This is a genomic window from Amycolatopsis sp. NPDC043887, assembly GCF_056435665.1.
This window is the reverse complement of record NZ_JBWKEB010000006.1, coordinates 346,255-368,129: the sequence shown is the minus strand read 5'-3', so window position 1 is coordinate 368,129 and position 21,875 is coordinate 346,255. Positions and strand designations below refer to the sequence as shown.

At 68.3% G+C, this 21,875-nt stretch carries 20 protein-coding genes; 3 read left to right on the top strand and 17 right to left on the bottom strand.

Translation table 11 applies throughout. The features are described from left to right. Nucleotides 1-49: 49 nt before the first annotated feature. The 5 genes from AC069H_RS18765 to AC069H_RS18745 form a co-directional block, all read right to left on the bottom strand. Nucleotides 50-532, bottom strand: coding sequence for a hypothetical protein (locus tag AC069H_RS18765; RefSeq protein WP_478233167.1), 483 nt, complete (start codon nucleotides 530-532; stop codon nucleotides 50-52). A 1,065-nt stretch (nucleotides 533-1,597) separates the two neighbouring features. Further along, complete coding sequence (locus tag AC069H_RS18760; protein WP_478233166.1) at nucleotides 1,598-3,256, bottom strand: cation:proton antiporter; 1,659 nt, start codon at nucleotides 3,254-3,256, stop codon at nucleotides 1,598-1,600. Nucleotides 3,257-3,258: 2 nt separating this feature from the next. Beyond that, a complete protein-coding gene (locus tag AC069H_RS18755) occupies nucleotides 3,259-3,495 on the bottom strand; it encodes a universal stress protein (RefSeq protein WP_478233165.1) in 237 nt (78 codons plus the stop codon). Beyond that, the gene (locus AC069H_RS18750) at nucleotides 3,492-6,236 is read right to left on the bottom strand and encodes a cation-transporting P-type ATPase (RefSeq protein WP_478233164.1); all 2,745 of its coding nucleotides are present in this window, start codon (nucleotides 6,234-6,236) and stop codon (nucleotides 3,492-3,494) included. The genes AC069H_RS18755 and AC069H_RS18750 overlap by 4 nt, the downstream gene beginning before the upstream one ends. Further along, the gene (locus AC069H_RS18745; protein WP_478233163.1) at nucleotides 6,233-7,075 is read right to left on the bottom strand and encodes a universal stress protein; all 843 of its coding nucleotides are present in this window, start codon (nucleotides 7,073-7,075) and stop codon (nucleotides 6,233-6,235) included. Before AC069H_RS18745 ends, AC069H_RS18750 begins: the two co-directional genes overlap by 4 nt. Nucleotides 7,076-7,420: 345 nt before the next feature. Here AC069H_RS18745 and AC069H_RS18740 point away from each other — a divergent pair, with 345 nt between their 5' ends. Next, nucleotides 7,421-7,933, top strand: a complete 513-nt coding sequence (locus AC069H_RS18740; RefSeq protein WP_478233162.1) for a hypothetical protein — start codon at nucleotides 7,421-7,423, stop codon at nucleotides 7,931-7,933. Between the two features lie 356 nt (nucleotides 7,934-8,289). Here AC069H_RS18740 and AC069H_RS18735 read toward each other — a convergent pair whose 3' ends face one another. Further along, complete coding sequence (locus AC069H_RS18735) at nucleotides 8,290-8,763, bottom strand: GbsR/MarR family transcriptional regulator (protein ID WP_478233161.1); 474 nt, start codon at nucleotides 8,761-8,763, stop codon at nucleotides 8,290-8,292. Between the two features lie 216 nt (nucleotides 8,764-8,979). Between AC069H_RS18735 and AC069H_RS18730 the strand changes: the two genes are divergently transcribed. Continuing rightward, nucleotides 8,980-9,624 carry a DUF998 domain-containing protein gene (locus AC069H_RS18730; protein ID WP_478233160.1) on the top strand — a complete coding sequence of 215 codons (645 nt, stop codon included), beginning with the start codon at nucleotides 8,980-8,982 and terminating at the stop codon, nucleotides 9,622-9,624. Nucleotides 9,625-9,703: 79 nt separating this feature from the next. On the opposite strand, the gene AC069H_RS18725 is transcribed toward AC069H_RS18730, so the two are convergent. The 3 genes from AC069H_RS18725 to AC069H_RS18715 all read right to left on the bottom strand — a co-directional run bounded on the left by AC069H_RS18725 (nucleotide 9,704) and on the right by AC069H_RS18715 (nucleotide 13,405). Further along, on the bottom strand, nucleotides 9,704-11,002 hold the full coding sequence (locus AC069H_RS18725; protein ID WP_478233159.1) for an IS256 family transposase: 1,299 nt from the start codon (nucleotides 11,000-11,002) through the stop codon (nucleotides 9,704-9,706). Between the two features lie 559 nt (nucleotides 11,003-11,561). After that, nucleotides 11,562-12,029 carry a hypothetical protein gene (locus tag AC069H_RS18720; RefSeq protein WP_478233158.1) on the bottom strand — a complete coding sequence of 156 codons (468 nt, stop codon included), beginning with the start codon at nucleotides 12,027-12,029 and terminating at the stop codon, nucleotides 11,562-11,564. Between the two features lie 29 nt (nucleotides 12,030-12,058). Continuing rightward, nucleotides 12,059-13,405 (bottom strand): MFS transporter, encoded by a 1,347-nt coding sequence (locus AC069H_RS18715; protein ID WP_478233157.1) that lies wholly within the window; start codon nucleotides 13,403-13,405, stop codon nucleotides 12,059-12,061. A 192-nt stretch (nucleotides 13,406-13,597) separates the two neighbouring features. Here AC069H_RS18715 and AC069H_RS18710 point away from each other — a divergent pair, with 192 nt between their 5' ends. Then, complete coding sequence (locus AC069H_RS18710; protein ID WP_478233156.1) at nucleotides 13,598-13,768, top strand: hypothetical protein; 171 nt, start codon at nucleotides 13,598-13,600, stop codon at nucleotides 13,766-13,768. A gap of 3 nt (nucleotides 13,769-13,771) precedes the next feature. Here AC069H_RS18710 and AC069H_RS18705 read toward each other — a convergent pair whose 3' ends face one another. The 8 genes from AC069H_RS18705 to AC069H_RS18670 are packed head-to-tail and all read right to left on the bottom strand — an operon-like array spanning nucleotide 13,772 to nucleotide 21,875. Then, nucleotides 13,772-15,187, bottom strand: a complete 1,416-nt coding sequence (locus AC069H_RS18705) for a glycoside hydrolase family 3 protein (RefSeq protein ID WP_478233254.1) — start codon at nucleotides 15,185-15,187, stop codon at nucleotides 13,772-13,774. Then, complete coding sequence (locus tag AC069H_RS18700; RefSeq protein WP_478228078.1) at nucleotides 15,180-15,995, bottom strand: HAD family hydrolase; 816 nt, start codon at nucleotides 15,993-15,995, stop codon at nucleotides 15,180-15,182. The genes AC069H_RS18705 and AC069H_RS18700 overlap by 8 nt, the downstream gene beginning before the upstream one ends. Continuing rightward, on the bottom strand, nucleotides 15,992-17,773 hold the full coding sequence (locus AC069H_RS18695; RefSeq protein ID WP_478233155.1) for a glycosyltransferase: 1,782 nt from the start codon (nucleotides 17,771-17,773) through the stop codon (nucleotides 15,992-15,994). Before AC069H_RS18695 ends, AC069H_RS18700 begins: the two co-directional genes overlap by 4 nt. Then, nucleotides 17,770-18,825, bottom strand: coding sequence for a glycosyltransferase family 4 protein (locus AC069H_RS18690; protein ID WP_478233154.1), 1,056 nt, complete (start codon nucleotides 18,823-18,825; stop codon nucleotides 17,770-17,772). The genes AC069H_RS18695 and AC069H_RS18690 overlap by 4 nt, the downstream gene beginning before the upstream one ends. Then, nucleotides 18,822-19,373 (bottom strand): dCTP deaminase, encoded by a 552-nt coding sequence (locus tag AC069H_RS18685; protein ID WP_478228075.1) that lies wholly within the window; start codon nucleotides 19,371-19,373, stop codon nucleotides 18,822-18,824. The genes AC069H_RS18690 and AC069H_RS18685 overlap by 4 nt, the downstream gene beginning before the upstream one ends. Continuing rightward, nucleotides 19,343-19,873 carry a dCTP deaminase gene (gene dcd, locus AC069H_RS18680; protein ID WP_340688019.1) on the bottom strand — a complete coding sequence of 177 codons (531 nt, stop codon included), beginning with the start codon at nucleotides 19,871-19,873 and terminating at the stop codon, nucleotides 19,343-19,345. Before dcd ends, AC069H_RS18685 begins: the two co-directional genes overlap by 31 nt. After that, entirely contained in the window at nucleotides 19,870-20,838 is a 969-nt protein-coding gene (locus AC069H_RS18675) for a diiron oxygenase (protein WP_478228074.1), read from the bottom strand. Before AC069H_RS18675 ends, dcd begins: the two co-directional genes overlap by 4 nt. Beyond that, entirely contained in the window at nucleotides 20,835-21,875 is a 1,041-nt protein-coding gene (locus tag AC069H_RS18670) for a polysaccharide deacetylase family protein (protein ID WP_478233153.1), read from the bottom strand. Before AC069H_RS18670 ends, AC069H_RS18675 begins: the two co-directional genes overlap by 4 nt.

The following is a 21,875-nucleotide window of genomic DNA, read 5'->3' as shown; positions in this document are numbered from 1 at the left end:
CAGGCGCCGGGATTGCCGTCCTCGTTGAACAGCTACAAGAACGGACCTATCAGGCGACTCCTGTACCCCACGCGCTGCATTCCTTCTTGTTTGAGTGGATCATTGTGCCGCATACCTGTATACGGACGACGCGACCTTCGGCAATGTTGCGACTTCCGTCTGGAGTGCCGAGTTCGTGCGTCTTTTCAGTCCCCGTGATCCTGTCTTTGTCTAGGACGTTCCCGTGGCGGTCGAGTACCTCCACGTTGACATAGACCTTGCCCGCGACGGGGTAATTATAGATGACGAGCAGCTCATCGTAAGCGTGGAATACAGCCCAAAGTTGCGCGTTTTTGAGCTCGCCGCATTCGGCCTCGCGGGTGATCCACACGGTGGCGTTCTTGCCGCCCTTGTCACTCGGGTACGGGCGCTGGAAACTATCCCGGCACCCGGTATCTGCCTGTGCCGGCGTCTGGCCGATGGCCAGGGGAGTGATCAGGGCGGCCATAACTGCAAATACTCGCAGTGCAGCCCTGCCGAGAAGCTTTTTCACTCTGAGCTCCTTCTGCTTTCAGTCGTTTCGGTGTTCCCGTTGCAGTCCTCAGCTCCACCGCCCGGATTGTGAGCAGGAGCGTCACTGCTTGATTGTGGCCGCGAGAACCGGCCACCCTGGGCTGCCCTCGCGGTCCAGTGGCACGGTCTCTATGGGTGGCCAGGCCCCGATGACCGCGGCCGCAAAGAGATTAAGGCGGCCGGCTGGACTCGGCCAGAACTTTGCGTCCTGTCGAAAACAGTCCATTGAGGACTTCTCGTGCCAATGCCCCAGCATCGTTGATTCCCGAGCTGAGAGACGCGCATCACTCCAGCGGCCGTGAGACCCGCACTGAAAGCCATCGACATCATCGGCCTCAATGGCTTCGAATCCGCCTACCCCAAGGAACTCTCGGGCGGAATGCGCCATCGCGTCGGCTTCGCCAGGGCACTGGTGCTCGAACCCGACACCTGCCCAGCTTCTGTCGCCTCCCCGTCGGCATCGGCACGACCGCGTCAATCCCGGTGGCGCTGGCTGCCCGGGAGTGATCAGGCCGGTTTCGTAAGCGATCGCGACGAGGGTGAGCCGATCGTATTCGCACGAATTCTCCATTCACCAGATCCGGTGGGAGTTCGGCGGATTTACGGCGCGACCTGGGTGCGGCACATCCGCTTACGGGCGCTTCGTGACTACGTATCTCGACGTACTCGCGAGCCGCAGCACCTACGTGCCCTGGCCGTCCGCGCACTGTGGAAAAGTGCCGTGGCTCTCGGATTGGCTTGGATGGCACTGCACCTCAGCCGACCCGCGCGGATCGACTGCCCCGCAACGACATCAGCACGGAGGACGACATGCAAAGGAGAGCACGAACAACCGCCGAACCTCGTGACTTGATGCCCTGCGTCTGGTCGTTCGGCATGAGCGCGGAATCAACATCCGGGATCCTCCGCATGCTCACCGATCCGACCGTCCGGCCCGACACGGTCGCGCCGGACCTCTCCAACCTGGTGATCGTCATCGCCCGGCCTGACGTAACCGCCGACCCCGGCGGCGCACCGGCACCCCGTCTTTCGGCTGGCCGGTGGCTCAACGCGATCCGTCGTGATCGGGGTCCTGATTCGTGCTGAGCAGTGCGCATAGCGCGTCCGAGGTCGTGGTCGCGGCAGTGGAGAAGGGTTCGAGGACGGTGTCGGCACCGGCGGTGCGGAGTCGGTCGGCGTCGTGGCTGGTGTGTGCGGTGAGCACGACCGTGCCGTCGTAGTTGTGGTGGCGCAGGTTGTGCAGCAGCGTCAGATTGGTTTCTCGGGTGGGGATGGCGCTGACAACGGCTCGGGCGCGGGACAGGGGGAGGGACTCCAGGAAGTGGATGTCTTCGGCGCTGCCGAACACCGCGGTGACGCCGTCGCGGCGGGTGGTGGCGATGGTGTGGGGGTCGAAGTCGATCGCGAGGACCCGGTTCCCGGTCTGGCCGAGCCGGTCGGCCAGGTGGCCGCCGAACCGGCCGAGTCCGTAGAGGATCACGTCGATGTCGTCGTCCTTGTCGGACGACTGGTCGGATTTGGTGTGGGCGCGCTCGAACACGGTGAGCCGGCGTTGGAGGCGCCGGTAGATCTGGTGGGAGTACATGATCAGGTAGGTGGAGGCGCCGATGGTGATCAGGCCGACGACGGTGATCAGGCTGACGGTGGCGTTGGTGATGTGCCCGAGGCTGAGCCCGAGTGCGGCCAAAATGAGGGAGAACTCGGAGATCTGGGCGGAGGTGAGTCCGGTGAGGAAGCCGACGCGGACCGGGTAGCGCAGGGCGGACATGATCGCGATGACGATCACAGGGTGGCCGACGAGCACGAAGACGGAGAAGACGGCGGCTTCGGTGATCTGCTGTGCGACGTCGGTGAACTCCAGTTTGGCGCCTAGGTCGAGGAAGAAGAACAGCAGCAGGAAGTCGCGGAGGCTGACCAGCCGGGCGCCGATGGCGTCGCGGTAGGTGGTTTGGGCGAGGGAGATCCCGGCCAGGAAGGCACCGACCTCCGAGCTGAACCCGAGCCATTCGCTCAGGGCGGCGATCGCGACGGCGTAGGCGACGCCGAAGAGGACGAGCAGCTCCTGGGATCGTGCGATGTGGTGCAGCAGCGAAGGCAGGACATAACGCATGAGCAGGCCGACGCCGGCGAGCAGGCCGAGTCCTTTGCCGAGCATCGCGGCGATGCCGAGGGTGAGGTTGTCGCCGGTGGGTTGCCCGAACGCGATGAGCGCGATCATCACCAGGATGACGATGATGTCCTGGACGATCAGGAAGCCTACGGCGATGCGTCCGTGGAGCTGGTCGAGTTCGCGTTTGTCGGACAGCAGTTTGACGATGATGATCGTGGACGAGAAGGTGAGGGCGACCGCGACGTAGAGCGCGGTGACGCCGCCCATGCCGAACGCGATCGCGATCAGGTAGCCGAGCACCGAGGTGAACACGACCTGGCCGAGACCGGTGGCCAGCGCGACCGGTCCGGTGCTGCGGATCAGGTGCAGGTCCAGCCGCAACCCGACGAGGAACAGCAGGATCGCGATGCCCAGCCGGGCCAGTAGTTCGATGGTGCTGTCGGCGTCGACCCAGCCGGTGCCGACCGGGCCGACCAGGATGCCGACGCCGATGAACGCGACGATCAGCGGCTGCCGCAGCCGCACGGCCAGCAGCCCTGCCGCGGCGGCGATGGCCAGGATGACCGCGACGAGCGGGAACGCGTGAAATTCCACGATCAGCTCTCCCCGGCGACCGGTACGACGAGGACGTTCGATGGTGCCTCCCGCGGCACGTGCTGGGCAACGCTGCCGAGCAGGGCGTAACCCAGCGACGAGCGGCCTCCGGTGCCCACGCCGATCAGGTCAGCGCCGTGGTCGCGGCTCAGCTCCGCAGCCACGTCGTCGTCGAGGTAGGTGAGCAGCCATTCGCTGTCGGGCAGGGCACACAGCGAGCAGTCCTCCGTGATCCTCATGCGTGTCCTCGCCGCAGCCGCTTGTCGACCGCGACCACCAGGCCGGCCGCCACGGCGATGGCCAGGATCCGCAGCCACACGTCGCCGCCGAGCGGGGCCGTGCCGAAGATCGTGTTCATGACCGGCAGATAGGTGATGGCGAGCTGCCCGATCGCCTGGACCGTGACACCGACAATGAGCCACCGGTTGGAGAACATCCCGATTCGCCACGCGGAGCGGGTGAGCGAGCGGCAGCTGAAGAGATAGAACGCTTCGACCACCACGAACAGGTTCAACGCGGCGGTGCGGGCTTCGGCCAGGCCGGCGCCGTTGGCGATTTCCCATTCGAACAGCCACCACGAACCGGCGACCAGCAGCGTGGACACCAGCAGGATCCGCACCATCAGCGCACGGGTCAGCAGGGGCTGCTCCGGGTCGCGAGGCGGGCGCGTCATGATGCCGGTTTCCTTGGGCTCGAAGGCGAGCATCAGGCCGAGCGCGACGGCGGTGGTCATGTTGATCCACAGGATCTGGGTGGGCAGGATCGGCAGTGCGGCGCCGAACACGATCGCGGCCAGGATGACCAGGCCCTCGCCGATGTTCGTCGGCAGTGTCCAGGTGATGAACTTGGTGAGGTTGTCGAACACGCCGCGGCCCTCCTCGACCGCGGCTTCGATGGTGGCGAAGTCGTCGTCGGTGAGGATCATGTCGGCGGCGTCCTTGGCCACCTCGGTTCCGCTTTCTCCCATGGCGACACCGATCCCGGCCTGCCGCAGCGCGGGAGCGTCGTTGACGCCGTCACCGGTCATGGCCACCACGTGACCGCGGGCCTGCAGTGCCTCGACCAGCCGCAACTTCTGCTCTGGCGAGACCCGGGCGAACACGGTCGCGTGGTCCACCGCCTCGGGGAACTCCTCGGCGGGCAGCGCGGCCAGGTCGGTGCCGGTCAGCACGGTGCCCCGGTCGCGGGCCTGGCTGTCGTGGTCGAACAGGCCGACCTGACCGGCGATCGCGGTGGCGGTGGCGGCGTGGTCACCGGTGATCATCTTCACCGCGATACCCGCGGTGTGACAGGCGGACACCGCGGGTATCGCGGCGGCGCGGGGCGGATCGAGCATGGCCTGGAGCCCGGTCAGCACCATGCCACCGGAGAGCGTCTCCTCGCCGAACCCCTTCGGATCGGACTCGTCCTGGCCGGTGGCCGGGCGCATCGCCGTCGCCAGGACCCTCAGTCCCCGGCCTGCCAGGTCGCTGGCAGCGTCGAGCGCGGCGGCACGGTCCACAGGCCGGACCGTGCCTTCGGCGTCCATCTGGGCGCCGCACAGGTCGAGTACCCGTTCCACGGCTCCCTTGACCAGCACTACCTGGCCCGCTGTGCGGTCGTGGTGGAGGGTGGCCATGTACTGGCGTTCGGAGCTGAACGGGATCGTCGCCAAGCGGGGAAGCAGGTCCTTGACACGATCGGCGTCCAGGCCCGCTTTGGCGGCGACGACCAGCATCGCGCCTTCAGTGGGGTCGCCGACGATGTCCCATCGCCCATCTCGTTCGGTGAGGGCGGCGTCGTTGCAGGCGGCACCGGCCAGCAGCGACCAGCGCAGCGCCGCGTGGGCGTCGAGTATCGGCGGCGTGCCGTGGCTGTCGTGGAGTGTCCCGTCGGGGGCGTAGCCCGCTCCGGTGACCTCGAACCGACCGTCGGGGGTCCACACGGTGCGTACGGTCATCTGGTTCTCGGTGAGGGTGCCGGTCTTGTCCGAGCAGATCACCGTGGTACTGCCCAGCGTCTCCACCGCCGGCAACCGGCGGATCACCGCACGCCGCCTGGCCATCCGGGCCACCCCGATGGCCAGGGTGATGGTGACCGCCGCCGGCAGTCCTTCCGGGATGGCGCCGACCGCGAGGGCGATCGCGGCGGTGAATGTCTCCACCGCGTCCTGCCCCCGCAGCAGCCCCACGCCGAAGGTGACCGCGGCCAGGGCGAGAATGCCCACGGTGAGGATCTTGCTGAACCCGGCGAGCTTCCGCGTCAGCGGTGTCGCCAGGGTTTCCGCGGCGCCGACCAGCCGGTGGATCTCACCCAACTCGGTCTCGGCGCCGGTCGCGACCACGATCCCCGCACCGCTGCCGGTGGTGACGAGGGTGCCCGAGTAGGCCATGTTGCGCCGGTCGGCCACCGGGATCTCCTCCGGCAGCACCACCTCGTCCTTGGCCACCGGAACCGACTCACCGGTCAGCGCGGACTCGTTCACCCGCAACTCCGCCACCCGGGTCAGCCGCACGTCGGCGGGGACCTTGTCGCCCGCGTCGAACAGGACGAGATCGCCGGGCACCAGGTCGTCGGATGGCACCGTCCGTTCATGGCCGTCCCGCACCACCTTGGCGTGTGTGCGCACCAGCGACCGCAGGCCTTCGAGCGCGGCTTCGGCCTTGGACTCCTGGATGAACCCGACGACCGCGTTGATCGCCACCACGCCGAAGATCACCGCGCTGTCGACGTACTCACCCAGTACCGCGGTGATCGCCCCGGCGGCGAGCAGCACGTAGACCAACGGGTGGTGGAACTGGCGCAGAATCCGCAGCACCAAACCCGCACCCTTGGGGGCGGGCAGGGCGTTCGGTCCGAACCGTGCCCGCCGTTCGGCGGCGGCCTGACCGGTCAGGCCGCGGTGCGGATCGGTCTCCAGCAGCAGCACCACCTCATGCGCCGCCAAGCCGTGGTGCACGGGTGCCGACGAGGCCAGCGAGGGGGACATCGCGGAGGTCATGACGTCAGCTCGTCGTGCTCGATGGCCCGAGCTCGTCCGTCGGTGCTACGGGTGACCATGACGGGGCACCGCGCGGCTCGTGCGCAGTGCTCGCTGGTCGACCCCAGCAGCAGGCCGACGGCCGGGTTGCGTCCGCGGGAGCCCAGCACGAGCAGGTCGGCGTCCGCGCTGTACCGCACCAGCAGTTCGGAGACGTCACCGTGGACGACCACGGTGTTGCCTTCCACCCCGGTCGCGGCGAGCTCGGCGGAGACGAGCTTCCGGCCCCACTCGACGAGTTCCTCGACCGTCGGGGTCAGCAGTTCGGTGCCGACACGATCCCAGTGCACGACGTGGACGATGTCGAGAGTCGCGCCGCGCAGCGTGGCCTCCCTGGCCGCGGCGAGCAAGGCCTGGCGGGAGGGCGCGGAACCGTCCACACCCACGATCACCCGTCCCCGCGCGGTGTCGTGCTCAGTGTGAGGTCCCACCACGACGACCGGACAGGGCGCGTGCGCGAGACAGGCCCGGCTGACCGAACCCAGCATCAGCGCCGCCAGACGACCACGGCCGTGCGATCCGACCACCAGCAAGTCGGCGTCCGCCCCCGCGGCGACCAACTCGTCCGCTACCTCCCCGACCCGACGGTGAACGGTCACCGGGTACCCGCCCGCAGCCGCGGCCAACGACCGGCCCGAAGCTCCGGCCAGGGTGTGCAAGGGGTGCCGTAACCGTTGCGAGTCCACAACAGTGCACGCGACCAATTCCGCACCACGCAGCCGGGCCTCCCCGGCCGCCCAGGAAAGCGCCGCCGCGCCAGCCGGTGAATCGTCGACACCGACGACGACCGGTGCAGCCATGGCCCTGCCCCCTTACTCGATCCGCACCAGTACCTGCCGAGCACATCGGTGCCCCACAGATCGACAGGTTTGCCGTGCCTCCAGACTCCACCGGCGGGGGCGCCGCCGAGCAGGGTCTGATGTCCCTTTCGTCCAGGACCTGCGCCCCGCGGCAGGTACCGGCTCGGGCGAGATCGCGCTGGTGGTCGACGCGACGACCAAACCAACGGGGGCGAACAGCCCGGCGGCCAGGGTCACGCAATCTCTCCTCGAACCGTTGGTGGATTTTGACGGTCTTCGAGCGCAAGGCGCTCGCGACCTCTGACCAGCCCGGTCCACCTCGTTCCGAACGAGGAGGTGATGCGGATGGGCGGGGGAACGGGGATCGAGTATGCGATGGCCGTCCATGTCCCGCTGACCCGCCGCCACTCGCCGGCCGTGTACCAGCCGTTTGCCGTGCCGCCACGGCTCGCCGCCCTGGGGCGCGACATTCGCAGGCCGGGTGTCGCCGCCACTGCGCTCTACAGCAACTCCTGCACTGTGAACAGCGCCCGCCGGTTCGTTTTCCATCACCCCGACGATGCACCGCTCGCCGGCTTCGATCTGTCGCAGCCGCGTGAGCGCGAGGTCGTGGTCCACGCCCGGTTGTGGGGCTGGATCGCCGACGACGACCGCCAGGTGCTCCTCCTGGACGCCGGGTTCGAGCCTGGCGACCTCGCCGCTCTCCTTGAGCAGCAGCAGAACACACGAGTGCGACGCCGGGATCACGAGGCCGTGCGACGATCGCCGGACGAGGTGCGTGCACATCGGCATGCCGAGAGCATTGCGAGGCGCGATCTAAACCGTTGGACCAGTTTGCAGCCGTCTATGCGAGCGTGACGGGTTCAATATTCTTACGGGATTAAACTCGTCCTCCAAACGACTCGTCAAAGTCAAAAATGGCACGTTTTGAACGCTCGATCAATGTGTCCATGGCCGGACGCGCCGCTGTGGCATCTAGGACATCATCGTGCACAAGGCCGTTAGGCTCGACCCCGGAAGGCTTACGGGCATCTGCCCGCTGTGCGCTGCTCGGCCAGGGCGATTGATCCGGTCTTGGCAGCACGCCGACTTCAGGACGGAGGACAAGGTTCAAGGCTGCGAGTGGCCGGTCACGTCAGCGGAGTATCTTGAACTGTTCTTTCACTGCCGACGATAACGCGTCGGCTTTACGGAAGATTCGCGAATTTATCGGCTCATGCTGTCTTTCCGCCAGTCGGGTCGTCGGTATGCAGGGGTGGTGCGTTGTCGAACACCGTGGCCATCCATTCGAAGGTGGTGTGCGCCTCGCGAACGCGCCCGGCGCGGCCCTCATCCGGGCCGACCAGGTCCAGGCCCTTGCGGGTGATGTCGAGGAATGAAGTGATGCCGGCGATCTGCCTGCGGACCACGACCGCCCAGGCTCCTTCCGCCATCCGGTAGTAGACCGTCCGCTCGCCCGGCCGGGTCCGGCTGGTCAGGAACCCCATACTGGACAACACCCGCAGGTTCGAGGTCAGCGAGGCGCGACTGGCGCCGATGGCGGCGCTGATCTGCCCGGCGGACTGCTCCGGCGGGTCGCAGACCATCAGCCAACCCAGCACCCGCCCGGCGATCGGCGGCACACCGTCGCGCGCCAGGTACATCGCGACCTGCTCCACCCACTCCAGCAACGCCTTTTGCTCGCGCACGTGACCAACTTCCTACAGTAATTTCAGTATAAGCTAAACTCACTGTATCGCTCCGCGAACTCGTGGGGCGCACCAAGGGACAGCCGGGAAGTCTGGTCGGCCCGCGGCGCTCGCCGTCATGGCGAAGTCGCGGAGAAACAGGAGGGCATCCCGATGACAAGTCCCCAAACTGCCGCCCGCGCGCTGCTGGCTTGCGGCGTCCCCGCAGGTGCTCTCGTGGAGGTGGTCCTGTGGGCCGACGGCGCCACCCGTGCCGGCTACAGCCTGTGGCACCACGGCGCCAGCCAACTCGGCACCGGTGACCGCGCGTGGCTGCAAACCGCGAACTTCGTCCTCGGCGGCCTCCTACTGGCCGTCTTCGCCCTCGGACTACGCCGCGCGCTGCGGTCAGGCCCCGGCGCCACCTGGGGGCCTCGCCTGCTGGCCACCGCGGCGGCCGGGCTCGTCCTGGCCGGCCTCGTACCCACCGATCCCGCACTCGGTTACCCGCCCGGCCAACCCGCGAGCGGTGTCACCGCCGGCGGTGCCATCCACCAGGTGGCGGGCCTGGCACTGTTCGCCGGGCTCAGTGCGGCCGCGTTCGTCCTGGCCCGACGGCTGGGCCACACCAGCCGGAGCTGGGCGATCTACTCCCGCTTGTCCGGCATCTTGGTCATCATCTTCGCCTTCGCTGCGGGCATCGCTTATCGCCTTGACACCCAGGGCGTATGGCGCTCTGCTCCGGCCGGCCTGCTCGAACACCTCGCCCTGCTCGCCGGCTTCTGCTGGACCGTCGCCGTGGCCGTTCGCCTATTCCGCGAGCACTCCGTCGACCGGTCCGACCGCGTGGCCGCTCCCACAACGGATCCAGGCCACCATTGACCGCGAGGCTTCGTCCAACCGCAGCAGGCGACGTCCGTCGGACGGACTGTAACGCGAACGGTGTTTCCGGCCGTGGTTGTCAGTAGGTCTCAGCGCCCGGCCAGCGGTCACTGAAGGTGATCGAGAAAGCGTTCAAGGCGGGTTTCCAGCGCATCGTCCACCGGGCCTGCCCGGTGCCGGTCGGGTCCAGACTCCGGGTGACCAGATACAAGCACTTTAGCGCAGCTTGTTCCGTCGGGAAATGACCACGTGTCCGCACCGCGCGGCGATACCGCGAATTCAACGACTCGATCGCGTTCGTGGAACACAACACACGCCTGATCTCCACATCATAGTCCAAGAACGGGATGAACTCCTCCCACGCGTTACGCCACAGCCGAATCATCGCACCATACTTACCACCCCACTCCTCCTCCAGTTCATCCAACGCGGCCGCCGCGGCAGCCGCGTTCGGTGCCGTGTAGATCGGTTTCACATCCCTCTTCAACGCGTCCCAGTCCCGCTTCGACGCGAGCCGGAACGTATTCCGCAGCAGATGCACCACGCACGTCTGCACGATCGCCGCCGGCCGCACGTTCCCGACCACCTCGGGCAAACCTTTCAGCCCGTCACAGACCACGAAGAACACATCGCCCAGCGCACGGTTCTTCAGGTCCACCAACACTTGCATCCAGAACTTCGCGCCCTCGCCACCCTGGCCGGCCCACAGCCCGAGCACATCCCGGCGGCCTTCCAGCGTGACACCGATAGCCGCGTAGATCGGCCGGTTCGCGACCTGACCATCTCGGATCTTCACGTGCACCGCGTCAATGAACACCGCCGCATACACCGAATCCAGTGGCCGCGACTGCCAATCACTCATCTCGCCGATAACCTGATCGGTGATCCGGGACACCGTCTCCTTCGACACCGACGCACCATAGATTTCGGCGAAATGCGCCGAAATCTCGCCCGTCGTCAAACCCTTCGCATACAACGACAACACGATCTCATCCACGCTCCCCAAACGACGTTGCCGCTTTTTCACGACCACCGGCTCGAAACTCGAATCCCGATCCCGCGGCACCGCGATCTCCACCTCGCCCACCGCGTCCGAGACCGCCGTCTTCGACCGCGTGCCGTTCCGCACGTTCGCGCTGGCACGACCCGGTTCGGCCTGATGCTTCTCGTGGCCGAGATGCTCGGTCATCTCCGCGTTCAACGCCGCCTCGAGAACCGTCTTGGTCAGATGCTTGAGCAGCCCGTCCGGGCCGGTCAACGCCAGCCCCTGCGCCTGGGCCTGCGCGACCATCGAGGCCGCCAGCTCCTCCTGCGCCGACCGCGGCTTCGCTGCCTTCTTCTTACCCGCCGATCGTGAAGTCACAACATCCAGTGTCATCACACACCGTGCCCATCCCGCCGAGCCCACGCCCGGCGTGTCGGGCCGGAAACACCGTTACTGGGACAGTCCCGCCATAGATGACCTGCGGTTGGCGTGGGCAAGTGCTGGCAGTCCGTAGCGCGCGACTACGCGACGAGTGACCGATGGCCGCGTAGCGCAGGGCTTGGGCCTGAGGTGATGCGGAGCGGCTAGCTGTTAGCGCTGCGCAGACGTGCCCGACTGAGGCGCTGATTGTCGGCCGGTGACGGACCAGGTAGCCGGGTGAACTCGGTGCGGGTCAGGCTGGGTGTCTGTTCAAGGGCGGTGGTGATCGCGGCCGCGAGAGCGCGGCCGTGATCGGGTGAGTCCGGGCCATCGGTTTCGGCGGGCTGGCGCGATGCACGAGCTGCTGGCCGACTTCGTCACTGTGCGCGGCGGCCAGCCGGCGGGCCGTGGTGCCGAGCGCGGGCAGGGCGGCGAGTACCGCGGCGGCTGTGGCATCGGCCTTGCACCTGGCCGAATGGATCGCCCGCGGACACTGAGTTCTCCGCCGCAGCCGGTGAACCGGCTGCGGCCATCACAGCGGTGGCCGGTACTTCCGGGTGAACCGGACGCCGTTGAAGGTGTGGGTGCAGCACGGGCATGCGGGTTCCAGGTCGTCGGCACCCAGTTCGGGGTTGACGGCCTGCAACCGGTTGCCGTCGTCCACGTAGAGGCCGCTGTAGTAACTGGCCTCGCCGATCCGCACGTAGTCGCGCCGTTCGTGCGGCCGCCGGCCGACCAGCCAATGGATCGGGTCGGTGGAGTCGAGCCGGGCGGCGGCCTCGTCGCGCACCTCGTCCCAGTCCGCGCCGATCTTGCCGAGCAGGAACCGGAACAACGGCGTGTAGTCCAGGCCCCGGCGTTCCCGCCCTCCCATGGAGCCGCGCGTCAGGTCGGAGACTCGTTCGGTTTTCGTGTTGCGTCGGTGCCGGTAGTCCCCACCGTGGTCGTGGTGGACGAACCTGGCCCGGGTGTTCACGCGACGGTACAGCGGCTCCTTCACCACACCAGCCTGCCACACGGTGCTCGTCGTCACCTGCTGCCGGAACTCAGGTCGGTGCCCCGGGTCTCGGCGCTGAGGAGCAGGGCGACGAGGGTGACGGCGATCGTGCCGACGAGGTACAGCACGACCGCCGTGGGGCCCTGTTTTTCGGCCAGCCACACGGCGATGAGGGGAGCGGGCGCGCCGGCGATGATCGAGGATCCCTGGAACACCAGGGAAGCACCGGCGAAACGGCGGCGGGTCGGGAAGAGTTCGGCGATCCAGGCGGCTTCCGGTCCGGCCAGGAGTCCGTGCAAGGCCGCGCCGACGCCGATGCCGAGATAAAGCAGAGGCAGATTGTCCGCTTGGACGACGGCGAAGAAGACCGGTGCCCACACCGCGAGGCCTGCCGCCGGGACCAGCATGGCGATACGCCGCCCGACGAGGTCCGACCAGTAGCCGCCGGCCAGCATCCCCGCGAACTGCAGCAGTGACCCGACGGCCACGGCGAGGAGGACGTCGGACTTGTCGTAGCCGAAGGTCTTCGTGGCATACGCGACCACGAAGACGGTGTAGACGTAGAAGGCCACGTTCTCGCCCAGCCGCACGCCGAGACCACGGAGGACGGGACCGGGATGGGCGAGTGCCTCGAGGATGCTCGACCGCTCCCTGACGGCGTCCGCGGATGCCGTGGCCCGCGCCCGTGCTTCCTGGAACACCGGCGACTCGTCGATGCGCCGCCGGATCCAGAAGCCGATGACCAGAAGCGGGATCGCGAACAGGAAACCGACGCGCCACCCCCATTGGTCGAAGGCGTTTTCGGGGAGTACCAAGGCGATCCCGCCGACCACGGCCGTGGCCAGCACCGTGCCCAGAGGCGCTCCCGCCTGCGGCCACGCCGACCAGAAGCCTCGCCGCTTCGGGCTTCCGTACTCGCTGACCATCAGCACCGCCGCGCCGAACTCGCCACCGAGGGCGAACCCCTGGATCAGCCTCAGCACGACGAGCGAGATCGTCGCCCCGATGCCGACCTGTGAGTAGGTGGGGAGCAGCCCGATCGCGGAGGTCGACAGACCGAGCAACAGGAACGTGGTCACCAGCATGGGTTTGCGCCCGAGGCGATCGCCGAGATGCCCGAAGACGATGCCGCCGATCGGGCGCGCGACGAAGCCGAGCCCCTGTGTCGCCAGCGCGAGCAGCAGCTGGGCGAACCCGTCACCGCCGGGGAAGAACAGCGGCCCGAGCACGGTGGCCGCCAGGATTCCGTAGAGCGCGAAGTCGTACCACTCGAGCACCGCGCCGGCCGTACTGCCCGCCAGCACTCGCCTGAACGCCGACCGGCTGACACTGACGGACCTCGAACCGGCCGTTTCGTGCGAGGCGGGCACGTTCGTCACTTTCGCTCCTCGTCGAGTCGGCCGGATCAGGCACGGCGTCCGATATTCGGACACCGTTGGTGCGCTATTCGGACAGGCAGGAAGATAGACCGCGGTGGCGGGATCGCGCAAACAGTCGCAGGCCGGTCACGTCGTCGAAGCGGCGATCGGTTCGGCCGGCGGCGCGATCCGGTCCGGCGTCGCCGATATCAGGTGTGCACCGCGATCTTCGTGGCGAAGCGCGGCTTCGCCACGGCGGTGCTGGTACCGCTGTACTCGGCCGGGCAGGTGACCCCGCTCGGCATCGCCGCGCTCCTGAGCGGTGCGCCCGCCGCGGGCACCTGCATCCATCTCTGCCGGCGAATCCTCCGTGAAGACCCCTAGGCTTCACGGCCACTGGGCGGTGAGCTGTTCCACCGCCGCCTCGATGTTGACCGCACCGGCTCCGTAAGTGCGGATACTGGCTTTGACCCGCGGAGTCACGTCGTCCGGCATGCCGACGGCGACCACGATCGCGTCGGGCCGGGCGGCCAGGGCCTCGGCCAGCCGGGCCGCTTGCCAAGGGGTCCGGTAAGCGTCCCTGACCACCAGCACCACCGGGCCCGTCGACGGCAAGACCACCGGGTCGTCTTCGGTGGCGAGCACCGTCGAGTGGGCCGCACCGAGCTCGGCCAGCCGGTCGGCGAGGCTCCAGTGGGCTTCACCCAGCGCGTTGCCGCCGGCACGCAGTTCGACCACGAAGGCGGGCGCGGTCAAGGCGACCGGTCCGTCGACGCGCAGAGCGCGCCGCGCGGCTTCGAGCCCGAGAGCGCGGGAAGCGGCCAGAGCACGCAAAGCGGCCACTCGTGCGGCCGCGGTTTCCAGTGTCTCCAACGAAAGTGTGCCGTCGCGGACGGCTTCGGAGACCGACGCGCGGATGGCCGCGGAGAGCTCCGCACCTTCGGCCGGGCCGAGCAGCAGCAGATCGGATCCCGCCCGCAGGGCACGGACGGCCACCGCGCCGATGTCCTGGTTGCCTTGGCCTGCCTCGATGGCGATCGCGCTGGACAGCAGCACACCTTCGTAGCCCAGCTCTTCGCGGACAAGGTCGTGGAGCAGGCGGCGGCTCAGCGTCGCCGGGTCGTCCGGGTCCAGTGCGGGATAGAGCACGTGGGCGGTCATCATCGCGTGGACGCCCGCCTTGATCGCCGACACGAAGGGCGCCAGCTCACGCTCGCGGAACGTCGCGGCCGGAATGTCCACAATGGGCAGTGCGTGGTGCGGGTCGGTCACCGTCGCGCCGTGGCCGGGAAAGTGCTTGGCACAGACGGACACGCCACCGTCCTGCATGGACTCGATGAACGCCGCGCCGTGTGCGGCGACCAGATCCGGCCGCGCGCCGAAAGACCGGACGCCGATGATCGGGTTGTCCGGATCGCTGTTGACGTCGATCGACGGGGCCAGGTTGAGGTTGACTCCGCAGGCCTTCAGATCCGCCGCGATGGCCGCGGCGACTTCGGCGGTCAACGCCAGGTCGTCGATCTCGCCGAGCGCGAGGTTACCCGGATACGCGCTGCCGGTCTCGTAGTCGAGGCGGGTGACGTCACCGCCCTCCTCGTCCAGCGCGATCAGCGCGTCGGGCGCCGTCCGCCGCAGCGCGCGGGTGTGCCGGACGATCGCCTGCCTGCCACCGTCCAGATTGGCCGGGAACAGGGTGACTCCGGCGAGCCCGTCGCCGAGCGCCGAATGCACCCACGCCGGCGGTTCGGCCCCGGTGTACCCGGCCAGCAGGCAGGCGTTGACGAGCCGGTCCAACTCATTCACCGACAACGGAGTTCTCCTTCGCGTAGAGCTGTTCGAGTACGACGGCGACGCCGTCTTCGCTGTTGCCGCCGATCACGTGGTCCACCAGTGCGAGCACGTCGGGGTGCGCGTTGGCCACCCCGTAGGCCGTACCTGCCCAGGACAGCATCGGCAGGTCGTTGGGCATGTCACCGAACGCGATCACGTCCGAGGCCGCCACCCCGCTCCGCGCGGCCAGCCGGGCCAGCGCGGCCGCCTTGTTCACTCCGATCGCGATCGCTTCGACCAGGCGTGAGCCGTTGGAGTGGTACGCGGCGACGAGCCCGTCCAAAGCCGGTCCGGCCAGCGCGAGGAGTTCGTCGGCGGACAGCGAAGGGTGCCTGCCGAGGAGCTTCGGCGCGGGCAGGCTCAGCAGCGTCGCGTCGTCGGCGCGCTCGATCGTGGCGCCGCGGTCCCATTCCCACGGCTCGTAAACCGGATCCGCGACCAACCGGTCGGCGTGCTCCACGGCGATGCCGATGCCGGGGATCGCCGCCCGCAGTCTGGTGACCGCTTCGGCCAGATCCGGTGTCGTGATGGCGTATTCCTCGACGACCGTCCTGGTGTGCATGTCGTACAGGTAGGCGCCGTTGGAGCAGATCGCGAGGCCCCGGTCGCCGAACCTCCCGGCGATCTCGGCCACCAGCCGCGGCGGACGGCCGGTGGCGACCACGAATTCGGCGCCCGATTCCTCGACGAGCGCGAACGCCGACACCGTGCGGTCGGAGATCGTGCCGTCCGGGCGCACCACCGTGCCGTCGAGATCCGTCGCCACCAACAAGGGCGTCATGACATCAATCCTCCGTCCGAGAACAATCCGGTCCATGCGTCCCGGCTGGTCAGCCGCGGCAGCGCCGCGCGGTACTGCTCGCGGACGGCGGCGCCGTCGCGGATGAACCGGGTGAGCACCCGCGCGCCCTGGTACGCCAGGCGGACCAGGTGTTCCCGGTCGTACGTGCGGACGCGGACACCTCGCTGCGACGCGTCGGTCACCACCGCCGTGCGCAGCGCGCCGACACGCCACCAGTCGGCCTCCGAAACCGGTACGGAGCCCAGGGCGAGCCGGTGCACGCCGAGCAACGGCCCGAGGGCCAGCCGATCGAAGACACTCGGTTCGCTGATCGCGATGTCGTTCGACGCGAGCCCCGGTACGGCCGCCGGTGGATGCGCGACGGTCTCCGGATAGCGGGAACGCACCTCGCGGATCCGGGCGAGCGCCGCGACTCCGCCGTCGCGCAGGATGTCCGGCCCGTCGAGAAAGTCCGACACCGCTTGGATCACCGTCGCCGCGGCGCCGTACCGCATGCCCAGCAGCGAGGGAATCAGCTCGGCGAGCAGGGTTCCGGCGATCTTCAGCACCGGGAAATCACCGTGCAGTGCCGAGATGATCGTGTAGTTGCGCAGGATGAAATACCGGTTGAGCTCGTCGGAATCCTTCCACGGGAAGTCGGTGTGCCACAGGCCCGCGCCCGGCAGCGTCACCGTCGGGAACCCGTGCTCCCTTGCCCGGTAGGAGTACTCGGCGTCGTCACCCTGGAAGAACAGGGGGAGCGGATAGCCGGCCTCCTTGACCACTTCGTACGGGATCAGGCAGGCCCACCAGCCGTTGTAGCCCGCGTCGACGCGGAACTCCTGCCGGTACGGCCTGCCGGTGGCCGGATCCGTGGCCAGCAGGTCGACCGCGTGCAGGCTGTGCCGGATCGGCATACCCGGCCGGATGCCGTCGAGGTCGGTGTACTCGGCCGCCGCGTGCAGCCGGGTGGGGTGCAGCAGGTTCAGCATCTGGCCGCCGAGGATCAGCGGTTCCGCCGTGGACGCGGAAAACGCCGTCATCCGGACGAGCAGGTCGGGTTCCAGCACGATGTCGTCGTCCATGAACAGCACGTTCACGTTCTCGCCGTCGACCTCGTACAGGCCGCGCGTGAAGCCGCCCGCGCCACCCAGGTTCGGCTGCCGCAGGTACCGCAGCTTGCCCGGCGGCAGAACGCCCTCGGCCCGCACAGGGTCGGTGCCCTGATCGACGACGTACACGGCGTGCACCGTGGCCGCCGCCAGGTCGTCGTCGGCGATCGCGGTGAGCGTGGCGAGGCAGTCGGCAGGGCGGTCCATCGTGCAGATGGTCACCACCGTCGGCCGTGCTCGCGCGGCCGACGGAACCGTCCAGCGCACGTCACGGACGACAAGTCGTTCGCCTGGCTCGGTTTCCCAGTCCAGCCACAACGCGCCGCCGTCGACGAACCGGTCGAGCGGAGCGGTCAGCGAGATCGGCTCGCCGTCGACGATCCGCGCCGCCACCACTCGCGGCTCGCCCTCGAAATCCGACGCCAGCAGGGAAACCGTGCCGGAACCACCGGCCTCCAGTTCGACCTCGGCGGCACCGATCGTGGTCCAGCGCTGCCAGTAGCTCGCGGGGAACCGCCCGAAGTACGTGTTGCCGGAGACCTTCGACGCCGGCTCGACGATGAGTGTGGTCCGCTCGCGGCGAGCGCTGCCCGAGACGACCTGAGCGTAGAGATCCTTGCTGATCACGGGATCAGGCCCGGCGAACAGTCCGCGCTGCGCGATCACCGGCGCACCCCGGCGGTCACGGCAGCCAGCCCGGCCGCGGTCCTGGACAACGGGAACCGGGCCGCGTTGCGCAGTCCGGCCGTGCGCAGGTCCGTCAACGCGCCGTCGTCCTTGGCCAGGAGCCGGATGGTGTCCGCGAGCGTGGACCGGGTGAACCGGATCGCCGAGTCACCCAGGACCTCGGCCAGCCCCGGCACCGGCTGATACGCCACCGGCAACCCGCAGGCCTGCGCCTCGACCGCGACGAGCCCGAACGCCTCCAACGTCGTCGACGGCATCACGAGGAGGTCGTGCCGCGCGAAGGCCTGCCACAACGCGGGCCGGTCGAACCAGCCGAGGTAGTCGACCCGCGTCGTGTCCACCGGGAGTGCGGCGAACTCGTGCTCGGGTGCCGCGACGCACAAGGTCACGCCGGGCAGCCCCGTCAGGTCCGAGATCAGCCCGGCCGCGCCCTTCTCCGCGGTCAGCCGGCCGGCGTACAGCACCCGGAACCCGTCCCGCGGCCCGGGCCGCGGCGGCGGCGGCGAGTGCAGCAGCCGATCGGGGATTCCCCATGGCACGTGGACGATCCGCTTCGGTTCGACCGGCGTGACCGTGCGCAGGAGGTCGGCCATCGCCGAGGTCGGCACGACGACCGCGCCCGCCGCCGCCGCGGCCTCGCGCAGCACCTCACGCTGGGTGGGATGCTCCGCCGCGAAGAGCAGATCGGTGCCGTGCACGAGCGCGATCCGCGGATGGTCGGGGAACGCGCGGAGCAACGCGGGTGTGGCACCGAAACTCAGGTGCTGCCAGTGCACCGCGTCGAAATCGGCCGGGTCGAAACGGCGCCGGATCGCCGTCGCGAGAGTATCCACATAGGACCAGAATTCTGGCCCGTCGAGCTGCTTTCCCGGCACGTCGAGCAGGTCCGGCCCGCCAGGTGCGGCGCCGGAGCCGAGCATGAAGACATCCGCCTCGATCGGCGCGTCCGGCGCGAGGTAGAGGTCCTTGAGGAGCTCGACGCTCCCGCCGGGACTGCCCGGCGGGAGGTCGATCCCGGTCAGTGTCTTCATGACAGTTCCTCGTACAGCCGGGAAATGTCGATGCCCGCCGTACTCGTGTACTTCACGCCGACGCGCTGATAGCTCGCCAGCGATCCGTGCGCCACCAAGAAGATGATCTTGCCGAAGGTCATCAGCGGATAGACCCGGACCGGCCTGGCCACCCTGATCTCCAGCGTCCAGTTGATCGCGTGGCCGACGTGGCCGAGCGGCGCCGAGACATGGACCCAGATGCCGAGCCCGCCGATCGTGTGGTCGCCGTTGATCATCTGCGCGTAGCGCTCGGAATGGGTCCGCTCGTGGGTGACACCGAGGTACAGCCGCCCCGGTTCGAGCACCATGCCCTCGGGCGGGATGACGAGCTCGGTGTACGGCGTCGACCTGGCGGCGTCCAGTTCCGTGTCGAACACGCGCATCTTCTCGCCGAGACGCCAGTCGTACGCGTTGGGCGACAGCCGGTCCGGCTCGAACGGGTCGATCACGATGTCCCCGCTCTCCAGCGCCTTCCCGATCGCCTTGCGGGTGAGGATCACGAGGTGACCGCCATCGTGTCGCGCCAATAGCGGGACTCCTGCGGGCCGACCGCCGACTGATACTTCCCCGCGTAGAGATCGATCTCGCCGGAGGACACGAAGAACATGATCTGGCCGATCTTCATGCCGCGGTAGACGCGCAACGGCTGCACGGGGGAGAGCATGAGCGTCCACTGGCCGTGGAATCCGATGTCCCCGATCGGTGCGGTGATCTCGACGAACAGGCCGAGCCTGCCGACCGAGGACCGGCCGAACAACAGCGGCACGTAGATGTCCGAGCCGATGCGCTCCTCGGTGTGCCCGAGGTAGAGCTGATCGGGCTGGAGCACATACCCGTCCTCGGGCAGCTGGATCGTCTCGGTCGGGTTCGGCCGGTAGGCGTCGACGACCTTGTCCCGGTAGGACATCAGGGTGCCGCCGAGCCGGACGTTGTAGCTGTTCGGGTTGACCTGGTCCGGGCTGAACGGGGAGATCGCGATCCGGCCGTCGGTCACCGATTCGGTGATCTCCGGCCCGGTCAGGATCATTTCACCCCGCCCTTGGCCGTCACGAAGCGGTACTTCACCTTGTCTTCGATCCCGAGGTCCCGCAGCAGCCTCTGCACGGTGGCGAAATCGTTCATCATGACCTCGCCGTCCTCCTCGGCGCGGCAGTCGGCGATGATCTCGTCGACGTGCTCGATCCCGGCGAACCGGAGCACCTGCGGCCACAGTTCGTAGTCCTCGGCGCCGAACGCGGTGATCGCCTCCGGGAGGTACCGGATGAAGAACTCCTGCCGCTCCGGCTCCAGTTTCGGGTAGATCTCCTTCATCAGCTCGGCCAGCACGGGACCGTGCGCCGCCTCGTCGCGGGCGTGCAGCCGGGCGATGAGCGCGTGCATCGGCTGGATGGACTTGTCGCCCGCCAGCAGGTCGAGGAAGGCGTTGATGCTGACCTCGCCGACGACCGTCCACATGAGATAGAGCAGATCGCGCTGCCACTGCTCGTCCATGCTCTCCGCGAGCGCGTAGAGCCTGCGGTTCGTCACCGGCTCCACAAAGGATTCCTCGAGGCTGATCTCGCGTGCCTCGCGGGTGCGCTGCATCGCCATCATGTGCATGTAGGTGTGCCACACCTCGTCGATATGGGACTGCTGGACGACTTCCTTGACCTCGTAGCGGTCGACGCCGGGGAAGACGCCGTGCGCGAGCTTCTCGAAGGTCGGGTTCGCCACGTGTTCCTCGGCGGCGATGACACGCTCGTTGTAGGCGATCCACGCCAGCGTGTTGACGAGCAGCCGCTGTTCCTCCGACGCTTCGAGGAACCGCGGGTGCTCCGAGAACGGCATGAGGTGCAGCGGGTAGTCCAGCAGGCTGGGATCGTAGTCACCGGGGTTGACCACCCCGGCCATGTCGGTGCGGATGGTCGCGCGCTTGGGCCAGGCCGCCGCCAGCCTGCGCAGCATGCTCGGTCCGACGTGGGTCTCCGCAAGCTCGATGGGATGCATCGTCATCTCTCTCCTGTCGCGAAGTTCGGGGTCACCAGGTCTTCGACGCGGACGAACTCGAGTCCGCGGTCAAGCAGTCCTTCGATCACCGACGGCAAGGCGGTGACGGTCTGGGAACGGTCGCCGCCACCGTCGTGCATGAGCACGATCGAGCCGGGAATCGTTTGCCGCAGCACGGTTCGCGCGATCACGTCCGGGCCGGGCATCGCCCAGTCCTCGGTGTCGACGTCCCACAGCGCGAGCCGCGCGCCGAGGTTCGTCAACGAGCGGAGCACCGCGGGGGTCCGTGATCCGTAGGGCGGGCGGAAGAACGCGGGCACGGTGCCGAAGGCGTCCGCTATCACGTCACCGGTGCGGTTGAGCTGGTCGGTGAGCTCGGTCGCCGAGAGATCCGGCAGATAGGGATGGGACCACGTGTGATTGCCGACGCCATGGCCTTGTTCCGCCATCCGGCGCAGCTCTTCGCCGCGCGCGCCCGCGTTCAGCCCGACACAGAAGAAGGTGGCGCAGACGCCGTAAGACTCGAGAATATCGAGAATCCGCCCGGTGTAAGGAGGATGCGGGCCGTCGTCGAACGTGAGCGCGATCTGCGCGCGCGTCCGGTCGCCGTGTTCCAGCGAGCGCCCGGCCGCCGTCATCGCGGCCAGCGCTTCGTCACTGGAGGCCATCGCCGCATGATGTTCGTCCAGCCGCCCGGTGAGCGACCCCGACCCGATCTCCAGGCGCACCACGGAAGCGGGATCTCGCCAGGCCGCGCGTGCCAGCTCGACGGCGGGCACCGAGCCGAAGCCCGGCCTCGGCGGCAGGATGGCCGGGTCGGCGCGGTACATGTCCAGGCCGGCGGCCATGAAACCGCCGTCGAGCATGCCGTTGGTGCTGTCGACGACCGCGGTCACGGGGCCGCCGAGGCCGTTCAGATAGGACGCGATCTCCTTGCTGCGGTCCGCGGCGAACCGCACGGCGGGCCGGTCACCGTGCCCGTTCCCGTCGAGGACCGCGATCTCGAAACCCGCGTCGGTCCAGCCGATTCCGGCGTACAGCAT

What these genes read in the sequence shown, in the direction of transcription:
- AC069H_RS18745 (WP_478233163.1), bottom strand. Translation starts at nt 7,075, where the DNA reads ATGGCTGCACCGGTCGTCGTCGGTGTCGACGATTCACCGGCTGGCGCG.
- AC069H_RS18755 (WP_478233165.1), bottom strand. Translation starts at nt 3,495, where the DNA reads ATGAGGATCACGGAGGACTGCTCGCTGTGTGCCCTGCCCGACAGCGAA.
- dcd (WP_340688019.1), bottom strand. Translation starts at nt 19,873, where the DNA reads ATGATCCTGACCGGGCCGGAGATCACCGAATCGGTGACCGACGGCCGG.
- AC069H_RS18670 (WP_478233153.1), bottom strand. Translation starts at nt 21,875, where the DNA reads ATGCTGTACGCCGGAATCGGCTGGACCGACGCGGGTTTCGAGATCGCG.
- AC069H_RS18690 (WP_478233154.1), bottom strand. Translation starts at nt 18,825, where the DNA reads ATGAAGACACTGACCGGGATCGACCTCCCGCCGGGCAGTCCCGGCGGG.
- AC069H_RS18700 (WP_478228078.1), bottom strand. Translation starts at nt 15,995, where the DNA reads ATGACGCCCTTGTTGGTGGCGACGGATCTCGACGGCACGGTGGTGCGC.
- AC069H_RS18725 (WP_478233159.1), bottom strand. Translation starts at nt 11,002, where the DNA reads ATGACACTGGATGTTGTGACTTCACGATCGGCGGGTAAGAAGAAGGCA.
- AC069H_RS18750 (WP_478233164.1), bottom strand. Translation starts at nt 6,236, where the DNA reads ATGACCTCCGCGATGTCCCCCTCGCTGGCCTCGTCGGCACCCGTGCAC.
- AC069H_RS18675 (WP_478228074.1), bottom strand. Translation starts at nt 20,838, where the DNA reads ATGACGATGCATCCCATCGAGCTTGCGGAGACCCACGTCGGACCGAGC.
- AC069H_RS18740 (WP_478233162.1), top strand. Translation starts at nt 7,421, where the DNA reads ATGGGCGGGGGAACGGGGATCGAGTATGCGATGGCCGTCCATGTCCCG.